The organism is Oceanobacillus sp. FSL K6-2867 (assembly GCF_037963145.1).
Taxonomy (GTDB): domain Bacteria; phylum Bacillota; class Bacilli; order Bacillales; family Amphibacillaceae; genus Oceanobacillus.
In genome coordinates this window covers 1,557,915-1,573,923 of sequence record NZ_CP150144.1, presented here as the reverse complement: position 1 = coordinate 1,573,923, position 16,009 = coordinate 1,557,915, and the positions used below count along the sequence as shown (strand labels likewise).

The window sequence follows — 16,009 nt, the reverse complement described above, 5'->3', positions numbered from 1 at the left end:
ACCTTAGTGCTTATTGATCTTATGATGCCAGAGATGGATGGTTTTACATTATGTGAACAGATTCGATTAGAAAGTGATATACCATTATTAATTGATAGTGCTAAAAGTGAGGATGAAAGCAAGATACGAGGATTAGGTCTTGGTGCGGATGATTGTCTAACAAAGCCGTTCAGCCTGAAAGAATTGGCTGCTCGGGTACATTCTCACCTAAGAAGATACCAGCGCTATACAAATAAACATTATAATGAGCAAGTCTTTCATTATAAACATGGGCTGGGCGTTGATTTTTTAATGAAGCTGTATTTTTAGATGAAGAAATTCTCTTTCTAACCGCCAAAGAGCGGGAAATTTTGTTTTTTCTTGCTAAGAATCCATTTATTACGTTTGAAAAAGAAAAAATTTATGAGCATGTATGGCAACTGATGAATGTTGATGGCAATAACACAGTAACAGTTCATATTAAAAGCTTTCGCAATAAGCTGAGGGATACTATTTTTTTCTATTTATAGTGATTGTTTCCTGTTTGTTGATGGGGATGACTTATCAGGAAAAGTGTTAACTTGATAGTTTGCTTCCTTTGTTAGGTTACGGATTAAAGAATATCCCAGTAGTTAGACTCTGGGATATCTTCTCCTAAATAGTTTTCACAGCTCCAGCAATATCCTCTGCCTGTGTAACCACAGAAATAAATGAAACTCCATCTGCCCCAGCTTGCAGAACAGAGCTCGCATTCTTCGTATTGATCCCACCAATACCGACAATTGGCAGCGTTGGAAATTGGGTGCGTAATGTCTGAATCCATTCCAAACCAACAGCCGCTTTTGCATCTGTTTTGGTTGTTGTGGGAAAAATTGGACCTGCACCAATATAATCGACAAGATCTAGTGGACTTCTTTCAACTTCACCCATGTTAGAAAGGGAGAGTCCGATGATTTTAGTTGGAAAAGCCAGACGCAACTCCTTTACCGATTGATCGTCCTGACCAACATGAATTCCGTCCGCATCCAGTAATTCAACAAGCCGGGCATCATCGTTTACAATAAACGGAATCTCGTACTGTCTGCAAATGGCTCGTAACTGCTTGCCTAATTCCAGTTTCGCATTACCATTAAGTGATGCAGGTCCCTTTTCGCGGAATTGAAATGCTGTGATTCCAGCTTTGGCTGCAGCTTCCAGTATTTTTGCTGGGTCACGATTACAGTTTTGACTGCCCATAATAAAATATTTTCGTAAAAATAACATTGCTTATTTTCCCTCCAGTTGTTCTACTTCAAGTGAAAGGGCATCGATGAATGGCGCAACAAATGTCCCTGAGCCATTTACTGATGGACTAGCGGCTGCATGGGAGGCGGCTAATCCGTAAAATTGAACAGCTGTCAATGCTTGCTCTTCAATTGGGTCATCGGTTGTTAAACAGGCAGTCAGTATAGAGCCTAGCAAACAACCAGCTCCTGTTACTTTAGCTAAAGTTGGGTGCCCCGTATGATTTAGGATACAGGACTCTCCAGTACAAATAATATCTGTTTTACCGGTAACAACGGCAGTCGTTTCGTACGCCTTTGCTACACGCTGAGCAATTTCTTCTGCATTACCATCTCCGATAGATTCTACGCCTTTTGTTTGCCAAGGGATATCGGCTAGATATGCTAATTCACCTGCATTTCCTTTGATAGCAGTAGGCTTTACCTCTTTTAAAATTTGTTTAACAGCAGCTGTCCGAAATGTCGTTGCAGCAACACCTACTGGGTCGAGTACAACGGGAATTCCTTTTTCATTTGCCTTTTTACCAGCAAGTATCATTGCATCTAGATCGTTTGCTGTTAAGGTACCAATATTTATTAAAAGACCATCCGCAATAGAAGCCATATCCTCTGCTTCCTCTTCGGCTTTTGCCATTACGGGAGCGCCGCCAAAGGCTAATAGACCATTTGCGGTAAAATTCATCACAACTTGGTTCGTTAAATGATGAATGAGTGGTGTCTTTTCCCGTACGCTTTTAATAATTTGTGAATTCATGTTTAGCACCTTCTTTCCGTATTGCCCAATGGTTTGTTGGACCACTTCCAGATCCAAGATCGAAGGAATGCTTAATTGCCGCAGTGACAAATTCCTTTCCATTTTTAACAGCGTCATACAAAGATAATCCTTTACTTAAATAGGCAGTAATTGCAGCTGCATACGTACAGCCAGTTCCATGCGTGTTTTTTGTATCAATTCGCTCTGCTGAGAAGCTGTGTATGTTTGAGCCGTCATACAGGAAATCAATTGCTTCGCCTTCTCTGTGCCCGCCTTTGATTAGGGCAGCGCCAACACCGAATTTCTTAACAAGCAGCTCTGCGGCCTGTTTCATATCAGCTGTTGTTTCAATCGGTTCTTCAATTAGAAATTCCGCTTCTGGAATATTTGGAGTTACAAGTGTGGTGAGTGGTAAAAGCTGCTTGCGTAAATAATCACGTGCCTCTTCTTCTATTAAAGCATCTCCACTCGTCGCAACCATAACAGGGTCCATGACATATGGAACTTGAAGGGCTGCTATTTTTTTCTGGATAACTTCCATCATATCTTGATTGGCGATCATTCCGGTTTTTAGTGCGTGAATAGGCATATCGGAAATCACGGAGTCCAGTTGCTGTTCAATAATTTTAAGTGGTACATGGTGAATTGCTTGAACACCTGTTGTATTCTGGGCTACAACCGAGGTAATAACGGACATTCCATAGCTTTGCAGCTCTTGGAATGTTTTTAAATCAGCGTGGATACCTGCTCCACCGCTTGGATCTGTTCCGGCAATTGTAAGTGCACATGCTACTTGTTTCATTGGTTATACACCGTCCTATTGAAAGATTTCTCACATGTAAGTGTTATTTTTATTAATCCTTGTATAAATCGTGCAATTTAATGACGAATTAAACGTTTACTTGCAACTCTTGAAACGATAAATAAGCCAATCAGGGAACCAGTAATACTACTAACTAAAAAAGGTGGGATAAAGGCAAATGCTCCGGCAGAGCTTCCCATAAAGATAGAAGCAAATGGTACAGCGAAAAGTGCACCGAAAATCCCGCTTCCAACGCCTTCGCCAACAGCAGCCAGTGCATTTTTTCCGGATTTTTTATAAAGGTAGCCTGCTAAAAAGGCACCAACCATTGCACCTGGAAATGCTAATAATGTACCTAGCCCGAGCATATTGCGAAGTAAGCTGATCATAAAAGCGATAACGACGGCTGGTCCTGGTCCGAGCGTAACTGCTGTCATGACATTAATTGCATGCTGAACAGGATAGGCTCTAGCGATTCCAGCGGGAAACCATAGCAATTGAGCAGTAATCGTGCCGATTGCAATAAATACAGCCATGGTAGTTAATAAACGTGTTCGATTCATCAGTTCCTCCATTTCTGGGGTAATACAAAAGGCAGTGATATAAATCAGTGCACTTCTGTACAGCAAGTCCTGGTCACTGAATTTTGGAATTCAGCTGCGGCCGCGTTGCTGGAATTGGACGCAAAAAAAGCTAGATCCATTGGGACCCAGCTTGATACGTGTGAAAAATAGTTTGGACATATGTCAGACTACTTCCCTCCGCTGGCATTAACCAGATCAGGTCCATAAGAGTCGGGAATTGGTACGCTTCCCTCTCAGCCCATATTTTGGGCACCCCTAGTAGTTTAAATAACGATATACATTTGAATTCAACTCTAAGCTTAACAAATTTTTTAACTTTTGTCATTATTAACATGGAAAACATGGTATAACTAATGTAGTCTGCTATACAGAAGAGTTATAAAAGTAACATACTGAATACTGTTATAAACAAATGTTTTACACAGTCAGTTGCCCATAGAGGATAATTACATCATCAATTCCTACATCCACAAAAGACGGAATAATGAAAGGCTGATAAAATGACAATTTTAACAATGAAAAATATAGAAAAACATGAAAAAGATACACAGCTGTTTTCCGCTTTTAATTTAGAAATTGCTGAAGGACATATTACAGCAATTTATTCATCACTAAATGTTCGGAGTACGCTTTTAAATATGATTCTTGGAAAAATCCCTGTGGTAAATGGGGAAATTCGGGTTAAAAATGTAACCATTGCAGAAGACAAACGGAGATTTTTGAACAACCTTGGCATTTGTTTTTTTGAAGAAGGGATGTATGAGAGATTAACGGTTTCTGAGTATTTACGTTTTTTTAATAAACTATATGAAGTGGAACTGGAGTTAGAACAAATTATCCATTTAACACAGCTGCAAGAAAAGAAGAATAAAAGAATTAGAGACTTAACATTTTCGGAGATGAAACGTGTGCAATATGGACGTTTACTAATTCAGGCACCTTCTTTATTTGTTTTTGAGGAGCCGGACTTGAATGTAGACATGGAAACAAAACGTGTATTTATTAATATCACGAGAAAAATACAAGAAATAGGCAAAAGCATACTTATATTAACTGGAAATATGGAGAGTGCTGTTACGGTCGCTGATTGTGTTTATCGGCTGGATGAAGATGGACTACGAATTATTGAGACAGAAACAGAGGAAGATGCAGCAGAAGAAAAGGATACAGAATTAATTCCAGCAGAAGAAACAGATAATGAGAAAGGTCCAAAGCCAATTCAATTGAATAAAATTCCAACGAAGGTCAATGACAAAATTGTTTTATTTGACCCACCCGAGATTGACTACATTGAGAGTAATGATGGTCAAGCAAATATTTACATAAAAGGAGAAGCATTTCCAAGCTCACTCACCTTAACCAATTTAGAAGACCGCTTGCAGCATTTTGGATTCTTCAGATGTCACCGATCCTATATTGTAAATTTACAGAAGGTTCGCGAGGTAATTACATGGACCCGAAATAGCTATAGTTTGATTTTGGATGATAAGGAAAAGTCACAAGTGCCACTTTCAAAAACAAAAATGGCAGAATTAAAAGATCTGCTCGGCCTTAAATAAGCTCCGTTCATTGGAAAAAGCGGAAAATCAAGGCTTACTAATTAGATAATTCACTGCAAAATATACTCCATTCACCTTGAAAAATACTCTTTTCATTAGAAATATGCTGTTTTCACTTCATTTTCCATTTAATCTAGAGTCACAAACAAAAGTGATTTACGGGGAGGAAGAATTTTGGAAAACATTATTGAAGTGAAATCATTAGCAAAAATTTTTGGCAATAAAGCTGCATTGGAAGATGTAAGTTTTCAAGTGAAAAAAGGAGAGACATTTGGTTTTTTAGGTCCGAGTGGTTCCGGGAAGACGACAACAATAAAAATTCTCACTGGACAATTGATCCAGACCTCTGGAGATGCTTCTGTATTTAATATACCAGCAGCTTCCTTAAATAAGCCATCCTATCGAAAAAAAATTGGGGTTATTACAGATAATAGCGGGTTATACCAACGTTTATCAATTTATGACAATTTGAAACTATATTGCGATCTTTATGATGTACCAACAAAACGAATTAATGAAGTCCTTGGGATGGTTAACTTGACGGAGGATACGAAAAAGGTAGTTTCAAAGCTTTCCAAAGGAATGCTGCAGCGTGTAACGTTAGCAAGAGCTTTCCTGCATGAACCGGAATTGTTGTTTTTAGATGAACCAACATCTGCTTTAGATCCCGCAAACTCCAAGCATATTCATGATGGACTCCGCAAATTGAATGAAAAAGGAACAACGATTTTTCTGACTACACATGATATGAGCGAAGCAGAAGCACTATGTAAACGCGTTGCATTCCTGCATAAAGGGAAAATCCAATTGCTCGATGAGCCAAGAGTGCTGCGCAGACAATTTTCGGATACCTCTGTAACAGTTGAATTAAAAGATGGCCGGAAGTTAAATTTACCAGGTGGATCAAAAGGCGCGGATGAAATTTATAACTATTTATCAACCGATCAGATTGTATCCATTCATTCAAATGAACCAACATTGGGAGATATTTTTGTAGAAGTAACAGGGAGGGAATTAGTATGACTTTTTCAATGAAGCGTGTAATTGCAATTTTCCAAAAGGATATGAAGGATTTATATAAGAATATGTATGTCTCCACAACAATTCTGATGCCGCTCATTTTTGCTTTCTTCTATAGTAGGATGGAAAATATTACGGTAGAAGTTCACTTTTTAGTAATTAACTTGACCTTATCGCTTGTAACAGCATTCCTGCAATGTTCGATTATAGCTGAAGAGAAAGAAAAGAATACACTGCGTGGACTGATGCTTTCACCAGCAACTATACCGGAAATCCTTGGTGGCAAAAGCTTAGTAACCTTTATTTTATCTGCAATAACAATTATTCTTTGTACAATGATAATGGGTTATGAACCTGCGAATATAGGTATTATAGTAATTGCGATTGTTATTTCCAGTTTGTTTTACATTGCTTTAGGAACACTGATGGGATTAGTCTCTAGAACCGTTATTGAAGCTTCTGTACTCATTTTACCAGTTATGTTTATTTTCGGTTTTGGGTCGATGTTCCAAGCGCTTGTGGAAGAGTATCCTATCCTTTCTGTCATTGATTATTTACCAAATATTCAATTGATTGAGCTAGCCAATGCTGTTGAAGCAGGATCAGGTTTTGGTGATGTACTTGGAAACTTAGGTATCATTGTAGCTTGGGTGATTGCAGGGATAGTTGCAACCGTTATTGTATTTAAAAAACGGGAGCTGGATGAGTAAGTATAAGCTGCAGTGAATACTCACTGTTATTTATAAAATAAAGAACAGCTTATATGGTAAGTTTGCTAAAAAATGGTTCCAATCATTAGATGGATGATCGGAACCATTTTAGGCTGCTTTGGGCTGATTTTGGGGACAGGCAAAGTATAAAATCTACTTAATCCTCCTGAGTTTTCGACCAATTAAACTAGACCTCCATTTCTATTAAATATTTATTATTTACAAAAATGACGTTTTAGTAGTATAATAGAAAAGCAATTTATATGCATCGCTTAATCTTATTGTAAGAACGGGGGACCCAATCATTACTGCGGAATTCCGCGTGGGGTGAATCCTATTTTACGGAGGGGCTTACTGTTTCCATAGTCCTAACCCGAAAGCTAACCTCGTCAGCGTTTAAAGGAAACATAAGAGTATATGATATCGTGCGAATTGACACAACCCGTGTCTTTTTTTGTTCGTCAATTCCCGTTTTTAGTCAAATCGTCTTTGTTTCCCTTGCCTAGGCACTCACAAATAACTAACAAGAAGGTAGGGTAATCAATGAAAAAGTTTAAATTAAGTTTGGCCAATCAAATTTTTATTGGTCTAATTTTAGGTGTTATTGTTGGTGGTATCTTTTACGGAAGTGAAACAGCTCAAAGTGTTTTACAACCATTTGGTGATCTGTTTCTTCGTTTAATTAAAATGATTGTTGTTCCAATTGTACTATCTAGTATTATTGTTGCAATTGCTGGTGTTGGAGATTTGAAATCTGTTGGTAAGCTGGGCGGTAAATCGTTAGCTTACTTTATTGGTATGACATTGGTTGCAATTGCGGTCGGCTTAATCTCTGCTAACATATTCCAGCCTGGTACCGGACTGAATATGGAAAGCCTGCAGCAAAGTGATATTTCAGGCTATGTCGAAACTTCAGAAGAGCAAGAAGGTAAATCGATAGCAGACACGCTTTTGCATGTAGTACCTACAAATCCAGTACAGGCGATGGTTGAAGGGGACATGCTGGCGATTATCTTCTTTGCTGTTGTTTTTGGTCTTGGAATCGCTGCAATTGGAGATAAAGGTAAGCCAGTACTTCGATTCTTCGAAGGTACAGCAAATGCTATGTTCTATGTTACAAACCTATTTATGAAGTATGCACCAATTGGTGTATTTGCTTTAATTGGTGTAACGATCTCTAAATATGGTTTTACCTCGTTGATTCCATTAGGCAAGTTAGCCCTTACTGTTTATGGAACAATGATTTTCTTTGTCATTGTTGTGTTAGGTTTGATGGCTAAAATCGTTGGATTAAATATCTTTAAATTATTAAAGCTGATTAAAGAAGAATTAATTTTAGCTTTTTCAACATCAAGTTCGGAAACTGTGCTTCCGAGAATTATGGACAAGATGGAGCAGGCTGGGAGTCCAAAACACATTGCTACCTTTGTTATCCCAACGGGTTACTCTTTTAACCTGGATGGATCAGTTTTATATCAAGCAATTGCTTCGCTGTTTATTGCACAGATGTTTGGTATAGAATTAAGTATTTGGCAGCAAATTACATTGATGTTAGTCTTGATGGTTACATCTAAAGGAATGGCTGGTGTACCAGGTGTATCATTTGTCGTGTTACTAGCTACATTTAGCACGATTGGCCTTCCTGCCGAAGGGTTAGCGTTTATTGCTGGTATTGATCGTATTCTTGACATGGGACGTACAGCGGTTAATGTTGTAGGGAACTCATTAGCAGCACTGGTAGTTGCTAAATGGGAAGGTCAATTTAACCCTCCAGTTAAGGAACATGAAGAAATAGCAGATCAAGCGATATAATATATTTAAAAAACACTCACAATGCTAGTATATGCTGTGAGTGTTTTTTAAAAGTAAATTAGTAGCAAGAAAAAAACACTTGATAGCATAGGCGTCAAGTGTTTTTAATATATGGAGCATGCGGGGCTCGAACCCGCGACCTCTTGCATGCCATGCAAGCACTCTCCCGGACTGGTTGGTTTCACTACCGTAATAATTATGAGGCTCTACAACCTTCTTTTAAATTAAAAAAACTCCTCTCATTCTGTTATTAGAATAAGTAAGAGTGTTAAGATGTGATCGAGAACTTAGTTATTTAAATTATTAATTTTGATGTTTGGTCAAGAGTGGAGCTGACGGGATTCGAACCCGTGACCCCTTGTCTGCCAGACAAGTATTCTCCCACTGAACTACAGCCCCGTGATAAAATTAAATAGGTAAAATTCGTAATGCAACTTTATTATATAATTTTGATGGTATTGCAGCAAGTTTTTTGTTATAGGATAAGTAAAAATATAATATTTAAATACAATTATTTACTATAAAATAAAATATGACCATTATCTTTAATGTGGAAAATAGGGATGTAAACTTTGAATTAACATTTTGTATTTAATATCATTCAGAATTCCTTCCTATACATCAGATTTAAATCTGATTTAATTTTCGTTTTTAAAAAGAGTTTTTTCTGAAAAAGTAGTTTAGTTAGTGTAAACTGAATTTATAAAAATGCTTGAAATAATATATGGAGTTTGTAAAAAAGTACACTTAAACTAACTGCAGAAGAGTTTAATAAGCAATATTAAACTACTTTTAACCGATTTCAATTGACAGAAGTAACTGAAGAAAGGGTGAGAAACATCAGTCCTAATAAAGTTATTAGTAGTATATTACTCTTGATAGGTTACATTATTTTAATTCTTATTTATTCTACTGTATGGACTGAATTTTATATTCATCTTCCAGAATTTGAACCACTGCCAGTTGGTATATTGCAACAATACTGAATACAAATTAAATATGCCATTCTCGTAGGGATTATAATATTTACCATTGTTCTTATATTAAATAGGAAAGTTGTTTGGAAGTTGTCTATATATTTATCTGTTTTAGGATTAATAATTTTGACAGTCCCATTTATGTTATATTACTTACTTGAACTTTATTCGTTCTTAATAGATATGAGCAATTGAATCGTTATTTCGCTATAGGGTGCTTTAATACAACAATCCAGATCGTCATTATGGCGATCTTTTTTACTAAAGGGCAGAAGAGTTTAATTAGAATAGTGTTTATTAGGGGGGTGATTAAATGAAGGTTTTAGAGAAAATTATTGTTGCTGTACTTTCCTCGATAATCCTTTCTCTATCTTTAGCTTTTTTGATGTATACACCAGTAGCTGAACAACAACCAGGCGTTGGATATTCTTCTATTATATATTTGATTTATTCATTACCTGTATATTTAATTGGTGGTGGACTATATTCTGCCTTCGTAGACGTATATATAGAATCAATACAGTTTCGTAATAAATTTATTAAATATATTGTTGGTTTTTTTGTATACGGGGTAGGTGGTTTATTAATTATGGGATTATTATTCTTATTCGATAGTAATCCCTCATTGTTAGATATATTTAAAGTATTAATATTTGGTGCATTGGCAGCTTTATTATTCTTCCACATATCTATTATATTGAAGAAAGCCTTCGGATTTTTAGATGAAAATTAGTCTCCTTTTTACTAAATGATGCAGTAATGGAGTAGAGTACACTTTTTCTGAAACGGGCACGATTTTTGAAACAAAAACTAGGAGAGGAGTTAATATTTTTGATTCTTTTTGCGGAAATTTTACGTGTGATTTCTTATGTAATACTTATTTTTTGTTCCGGAATCTATTTAAGGCATTTAGAGAAAGCAAAAAAGCATCGAAAACTTACATCTCTTGAGTTGACAATGTACATAGCTATACAGTTTGCATATGTTCTTTTTACAATCAGTTTACTAATTGGGCTATTTCTTAGATAGAAGTTGATCAGCTAACTTTTGCATTTTTTAAAATGAAGTAGTTGGGCAGTGGATTGAAAATGGGGTGACATTATGTTTATTATTCTTATTTTTATTATTCTAATCGTATTTTTATTTGATTTAACAAAATTTAGAGGACAAAATCAAAAGCTAATTGAACAAAATGACCATATCATTAGTTTATTAGAAGATATAAAAAATCATGGAAAATTAAAGTAGTAGATATTTCCTTCTTCAAGTATTTGGTGCCTTAGGGTAAGAAAAGGAGAGAAAATAATTTGAGTAATGATAGTTCCTCAAAATTAGCAAAGTGGAGAGAAAAATATGGAGCGATAGTTATTGCATTAAGCTGTTTATTAAGTGCAATCACAATATGGGGGGGTAATTGGATTCTTACAGGCATTTTAGTATTAGGTGTTTTGATATGTGGAACGATAGGAGTTTTTGATGTAAAGCGAGCTATAACGAAAAAGAATTAAAAAAAGTTTTCTCTATGTAGAAAAAACCTAAAATAAAGACTTTGTGAATTTTTATACTTTATATAGTTCCCTACCAAAATCCCTACCAACTTATTTTTTTGTAGGGATTGTTTATATAGGTTTTCGGATTATCGTGTGGAATTAATTTAGATTCAAAATACTTTTCATTACCTAAACGCCCTTTTAATTGATTAGTTGTACTAGGGTTTATAGGATAAGTACACTTTTGTTTCTTCATGGATAACATGTTTAAAGAGGAGAGAAAATAGTGAATTTACGTTTTTTACAATCAACTTTTTGCTATATCATATGATTCTAAAATACTATTTTGTTGTTTTGTTAGTTCTTATGTAATAAATTTGCGATATATTTACATTTTTTTAATAGTAACGTTTCGTCTCTTATGTCATATTTAAAGGGAAGCTGGAGAGAATTTTGTCATAAAGTGAAACTTTATTCAGTGGTTCTTTTCCACTGAATAGCAGTTGAACAGAATCAGGAATTTATGGGCTGTTTACCCCCGTTCATTATACTTTATTAGTTTTCTCAATCGTTAGAGGGGGATTACAGCCCGTTGATACGTGATAAGTCCTCGTATCTAGCAAATAATATCCTAAGAGATGGAGGATCGTGATGAAAAGTGTTGCTTTCAGAAAAGTTTTCAGTATATTCCTTATTTTGGTAATGCTATCAGTAAACCATTCACCTGGCTTTGCAACAACTGTATCGGCGCAGAGTGATGAAACGGCAGCAAAGGATTTATTTATTTCGGAGTATATTGAAGGTAGTTCCTTTAATAAGGCAATTGAAATTTATAATGGTACAGGAAGTGCAGTAGATTTATCGAGCTATCAAGTGGAGCTGTATAGTAATGGCGCTTCTTCGGCAAGCCAGACCCTAACACTTTCTGGGACACTTGAAAACAATGATGTGCTTGTTCTTGCCCACCCTAGTGCAGATCAAGCAATTCTGGATCAAGCAGATGAGGAAAATGGATCGGTTATCAATTTTAATGGCGATGATGCATTTGCGTTGAAAAAAGGTGAAGCGCTCATCGATGTGCTTGGTGAAATTGGCGTTCGTGATAATTTTGCCGCTGACGTTACGTTAGTAAGGGATGCATCAATTACTGCACCATCAGAAACATATAATCAAGAACACTGGAATGATTATGCAAGCAATACATTTGCATATCTTGGCAGCCATACGATGGATGGTGCTGGGGAAGTCGTTCCTCCAGAAGAACCGGAAGAACCTGCTGTTCCTGATGAGGTATCTTCAATCGGGGACGCACGAGGATTAAGTGACGGTACGAATGTAACGGTAGAAGGAATTGTAACAGTAGATAATGCTGCAATCAGTAACGGAGCACAGTTTACGACATACATACAGGATGAGACTGGCGGTATTAATTTGTTTTCATATGAACAAGGGGATTTACCTGATCTTGTAAAAGGTGATCGAGTACAAGTTGTTGGGGAGCTGGCTAGCTATAATGGTTTAAAAGAGATTGTGCCAGCTTCAATCGAAGTATTAGAGTCAGAACAAGCATTGCCGGAAGCACAATCAATAACCTTGGAAGATCTTCAAGATCCGGCAATTGCAGAATCGTATGAAGGACAGCTTGTGCAAGTGAATGGTTATATTAATACTATTCCAGATAGTCCAGCTGGCGGTGGATACAATGTGTCACTAGTTGATACTGAATTCAATGGAACAACATTGCGTATAATGGAAAATGCGCTTGATATTTCTCAAGTGGAGTCTGGTTTATGGTATGACATTACCGCAATTGTAAGTCAATATAATACGTATCAGCTGATCCCTACTGAACAGGAAGATTTGCAGGCAACTGCTGATCAGCCAGACCCACCGACTTCTGCTGGCTACTATGAAACGACTGTAGAAAGCGTAACAGATGGGGATACAATCCGTGTTGCATCTCCTGTGTTTGGAGAAACGAGAGTACGCTTTTTGAATATGGATACTGCAGAAACGTATGCAGCGAAAAATAAAGATCCAGAACGAGCGGAAATCAATGAAAATCAAAAATATTATGGAGATCTAGCGGCAGATTATATACGTGAACTGATTCAGCCTGGTGATGAAATTTATTTAAAGGTTGGAGATGAGCCAACAGATGATTATGGGAGAATTTTAGCAGAAGTAATTCGCAAGGAAGATCAATTAAATGTCAACCTGGAAATGGTCGAGTCGGGCTATGCATCTACTTATTTTCTTGCGCCAGTTGATGAAGAAGCATATCCAGTATATCAACAAGCCGTGAAAGAAGCGAAGGATGCAGGATTAGGAATTTGGAATCGAGAAGACCCTCTATTGGAGCTTCCGTTTGCATTCCGCGCGAACGATGATCAAAAAGGGTTTTTAAGATATGTTGGAAACTCAGAAACAATGGAGTATGTAGAACCGAATAGTTGGGAAGACGTTCCTGTTGATAAACGTATTTTCTTTACAAGTGCAGAGGAAGCAGCGTCCTATGGCTATACACCATTTGTCGAGGAGGAAGCTCCAGATGTGGGTGAGGACGTAATAGAACTTCAGCTGCTAAGCTTAAATGATTTACATGGAAAAATTGATCAGGAATATTCGCTCGACCCGGATGGAGATGGCGCATATGACATGTATGGGCGTATGGACTATACAACAGCAGCAATGAAAGAACGGGAAAATGAAAATACGTTAATCGTCCATGCCGGAGATATGATTGGTGGAAGCTCTCCGGTTTCAGGATTGCTTCAGGATGAACCAACTGTTGAAATTATGGAAGCAATCGGATTTGATGTTGGAACCGTTGGAAACCATGAATTTGATGAAGGATTAGATGAATTGCTTCGAATGGTAAATGGTGGTGACCATCCAGAAGGTAAAGGTACAGAAGGGTATGCTGGAATGAGCTTTCCAGTACTTTGTGCAAACTGTGTTTATGATGATACAGGAGATCCCTTTTTAGATGCATACCATATTGAGGAAGTAGATGGTGTTAAAGTTGGATTTATTGGTGTTAACACAGTTGAGACAGTAAATATGGTTATGCCTGCTTCGTTGGAAAATGTAGCATTTACAGATGAAACGGAAGCAGTGAATGCTGCGGCGGCTGAACTGACAGATCAAGGTGTGGAAGCAATTATTGTCCTTGTCCATCTGCCAGCCTATCAAACTGGTGATGCTGTTACAGGGGAAGCAGCAGACCTGGCGAATAGTATTGATGATGCGGTAGATGTCGTTTTTTCAGGACATAACCACGTTGTTAATAATGCGGTTGTGGATGATAAATTAATTGTCCAAGCATCTGAGTATGGAAAAGCTTTTGCGGATGTTGATCTCGTTATTGATCGTGAGACAGGGGACATTGTAGAAAAGGAAGCAGAAGTTGTATTTGTAAAGCAAGCTGATTATACGCCAGATGAAGAAGCAGCGGGAATTTTAGATACGTATGCAGAGCGGATTGCGCCGATTATTAATGAAGTGATTGGCTATAATGCGCAGGATTTAACTGGCAGCTATACAAATGACGGTGATCATGGACTGGGAAATCTTCTTGCGGATGCGATGAACTGGTCGATGGAAAGTGACTTTGCTATGATGAATGGCGGGGGAATTAGGGACAGCTTGCTTGCTGGCGAAATTACATGGGGCAATCTGTATAATATTCAGCCATTCGGAAACACATTAATGACGTTGGAGGTCACAGGCGCAGACCTTTACCCGATTATTAATGAACAATTGTCTCCAATTTATGGACCGGATTATAGTGTAGCTGGGTTGCATTATATATGGAACAAGGAATTGAATGAAGTTGTAACAATTACTTTTCCGGATGGGACACCAATTGATGAAGATGCGGTTTATACATTAACAGTCAATAATTATATGGGGACTTCGGAAGGCTCTATAAAGGATTTAGGGAAAAACCCAATCATGGGACCTGTAGACATTGATGCAACAGTTGATTTTGTTAAGTATTTAAACAGCACAGAATCAAATCCAATTGTATATGAAGCAGAGGGCAGAATTGCGGAAACGGATGAAATTCCAGGAGATTCGGAAGAGCCAGGAAACCCAGGAGAGAACCCTGATCCAGAAAATCCGGAGAAGCCCGGCGATGACGATAAAGAAAATCCAGATCAAGATAAAGACGGAGATGAAGAACAGCCAGGAGATTCAGATAAAACGATAACAGTTAAACCAATTGTTCAAAAAAACCAAGCGACTCTTGGTGACGATGCGCTAGATACAATTGCGGACAATGGAACAGTTATTATTGATTTAAATGAATCAGCAGACCTAAGCATGATAGAAATTATATTTAGCAGTGAACAAGTAAAGGAATTGAAAGCTAAAAATGCAGTTCTTCTTATTGAAAAAGGAGATGTTTCATTAGAAATTCCAGCTTCCGTATTTGCAAATGGGAATGAAGCGGTAACGATTGTAATTGAAAGACTCGATGCGGTAGCAGATGCGCTGAGCAATGCTTATGATTTTGCTATTATACAAGGAGATCAGCGAATAAGTGAGTTTGCAGATGCGATAACTTTAACATTCCAAGTAGATGCAACGCAGGTAGAAAACAAAGAAAATGTGAAGCTATTTTATCTGAATGAAGCTGATAATCGCTGGGAGGTTATTGGTGGCAATTATGAAAATGGTAAAATAAGTGCAGGAACGAATCATTTCAGTACATTCGCCGTTTTTGAATTAGATGCTTCTACGGATGATGAAAACGAAAAGGGTGTTCTTGGTGACCAAAATACGATTGGTGGTTCAAATAACTCGAACGGATCGACTGATACGGGAATCGGAAATATATTACCGAATACAGCAACGAACATGTTTAACTATGTAATTTTAGGAGTGATTTTAATCTTAATTGGTGGTGCTATCTATCTTAGTAAACGAAAAAAAATGGCACAGTAAATGAAACTAGCGACTTCATAATCAGGGGGCTTAATCGTTTAAGTATGATTAAGCCCCTTATATTTTTGCATAAGATTTCTATTTGT

General features: G+C 37.3%; 13 protein-coding genes, 2 tRNA genes and 2 riboswitches. Of the genes, 9 read left to right on the top strand and 6 right to left on the bottom strand.

Translation table 11 applies throughout. From position 1 onward, the window contains the following. The first annotated feature begins 6 nt into the window (after window positions 1-6). Both NSQ77_RS07765 and NSQ77_RS07760 read left to right on the top strand, forming a co-directional pair. Window positions 7-309, top strand: coding sequence for a response regulator transcription factor (locus NSQ77_RS07765; protein ID WP_339230082.1), 303 nt, complete (start codon window positions 7-9; stop codon window positions 307-309). Window positions 310-350: 41 nt separating this feature from the next. Further along, on the top strand, window positions 351-509 hold the full coding sequence (locus NSQ77_RS07760; RefSeq protein ID WP_339230081.1) for a helix-turn-helix domain-containing protein: 159 nt from the start codon (window positions 351-353) through the stop codon (window positions 507-509). A gap of 124 nt (window positions 510-633) precedes the next feature. Here NSQ77_RS07760 and thiE read toward each other — a convergent pair whose 3' ends face one another. The 4 genes from thiE to thiW form a co-directional block, all read right to left on the bottom strand. After that, a complete protein-coding gene (thiE, locus tag NSQ77_RS07755) occupies window positions 634-1,242 on the bottom strand; it encodes a thiamine phosphate synthase (RefSeq protein ID WP_339230080.1) in 609 nt (202 codons plus the stop codon). 3 nt (window positions 1,243-1,245) lie between these two features. Then, window positions 1,246-2,016 carry a hydroxyethylthiazole kinase gene (gene thiM, locus NSQ77_RS07750; RefSeq protein ID WP_339230078.1) on the bottom strand — a complete coding sequence of 257 codons (771 nt, stop codon included), beginning with the start codon at window positions 2,014-2,016 and terminating at the stop codon, window positions 1,246-1,248. Further along, complete coding sequence (thiD, locus tag NSQ77_RS07745; RefSeq protein ID WP_339230076.1) at window positions 1,997-2,818, bottom strand: bifunctional hydroxymethylpyrimidine kinase/phosphomethylpyrimidine kinase; 822 nt, start codon at window positions 2,816-2,818, stop codon at window positions 1,997-1,999. The genes thiM and thiD overlap by 20 nt, the downstream gene beginning before the upstream one ends. A 77-nt stretch (window positions 2,819-2,895) precedes the next feature. After that, complete coding sequence (gene thiW / locus NSQ77_RS07740; RefSeq protein WP_339230074.1) at window positions 2,896-3,381, bottom strand: energy coupling factor transporter S component ThiW; 486 nt, start codon at window positions 3,379-3,381, stop codon at window positions 2,896-2,898. A 176-nt stretch (window positions 3,382-3,557) separates the two neighbouring features. Then, window positions 3,558-3,669: riboswitch (TPP riboswitch) on the bottom strand. A gap of 233 nt (window positions 3,670-3,902) precedes the next feature. Between thiW and NSQ77_RS07735 the strand changes: the two genes are divergently transcribed. From NSQ77_RS07735 to NSQ77_RS07720, 4 genes are all read left to right on the top strand, one after another. Beyond that, entirely contained in the window at window positions 3,903-4,961 is a 1,059-nt protein-coding gene (locus NSQ77_RS07735; RefSeq protein ID WP_339230072.1) for a LytTR family transcriptional regulator DNA-binding domain-containing protein, read from the top strand. A 174-nt stretch (window positions 4,962-5,135) separates the two neighbouring features. Then, on the top strand, window positions 5,136-5,984 hold the full coding sequence (locus NSQ77_RS07730) for an ABC transporter ATP-binding protein (RefSeq protein ID WP_339230071.1): 849 nt from the start codon (window positions 5,136-5,138) through the stop codon (window positions 5,982-5,984). After that, window positions 5,981-6,691 (top strand): ABC transporter permease, encoded by a 711-nt coding sequence (locus NSQ77_RS07725; protein WP_339230069.1) that lies wholly within the window; start codon window positions 5,981-5,983, stop codon window positions 6,689-6,691. The genes NSQ77_RS07730 and NSQ77_RS07725 overlap by 4 nt, the downstream gene beginning before the upstream one ends. 259 nt (window positions 6,692-6,950) lie before the next feature. Beyond that, window positions 6,951-7,101: riboswitch (cyclic di-AMP (ydaO/yuaA leader) on the top strand. 133 nt (window positions 7,102-7,234) lie between these two features. Then, window positions 7,235-8,503, top strand: coding sequence for a cation:dicarboxylase symporter family transporter (locus NSQ77_RS07720; RefSeq protein WP_339230068.1), 1,269 nt, complete (start codon window positions 7,235-7,237; stop codon window positions 8,501-8,503). A gap of 112 nt (window positions 8,504-8,615) precedes the next feature. Here the strand turns inward: NSQ77_RS07720 and NSQ77_RS07715 are convergent. Together NSQ77_RS07715 and NSQ77_RS07710 are read right to left on the bottom strand one after the other, a co-directional pair. Further along, window positions 8,616-8,680 (bottom strand) — tRNA-Ala (locus tag NSQ77_RS07715). 150 nt (window positions 8,681-8,830) lie between these two features. Then, window positions 8,831-8,902: transfer RNA gene (locus NSQ77_RS07710), tRNA-Ala, on the bottom strand. A gap of 891 nt (window positions 8,903-9,793) precedes the next feature. Here NSQ77_RS07710 and NSQ77_RS07705 point away from each other — a divergent pair. From NSQ77_RS07705 to NSQ77_RS07695, 3 genes are all read left to right on the top strand, one after another. After that, window positions 9,794-10,213, top strand: a complete 420-nt coding sequence (locus tag NSQ77_RS07705; RefSeq protein ID WP_339230066.1) for a hypothetical protein — start codon at window positions 9,794-9,796, stop codon at window positions 10,211-10,213. 574 nt (window positions 10,214-10,787) lie between these two features. Continuing rightward, window positions 10,788-10,988, top strand: a complete 201-nt coding sequence (locus NSQ77_RS07700; RefSeq protein WP_339230065.1) for a hypothetical protein — start codon at window positions 10,788-10,790, stop codon at window positions 10,986-10,988. 633 nt (window positions 10,989-11,621) lie between these two features. Beyond that, window positions 11,622-15,923, top strand: coding sequence for a 5'-nucleotidase C-terminal domain-containing protein (locus NSQ77_RS07695; RefSeq protein ID WP_339230064.1), 4,302 nt, complete (start codon window positions 11,622-11,624; stop codon window positions 15,921-15,923). Window positions 15,924-16,009 lie beyond the last annotated feature (86 nt).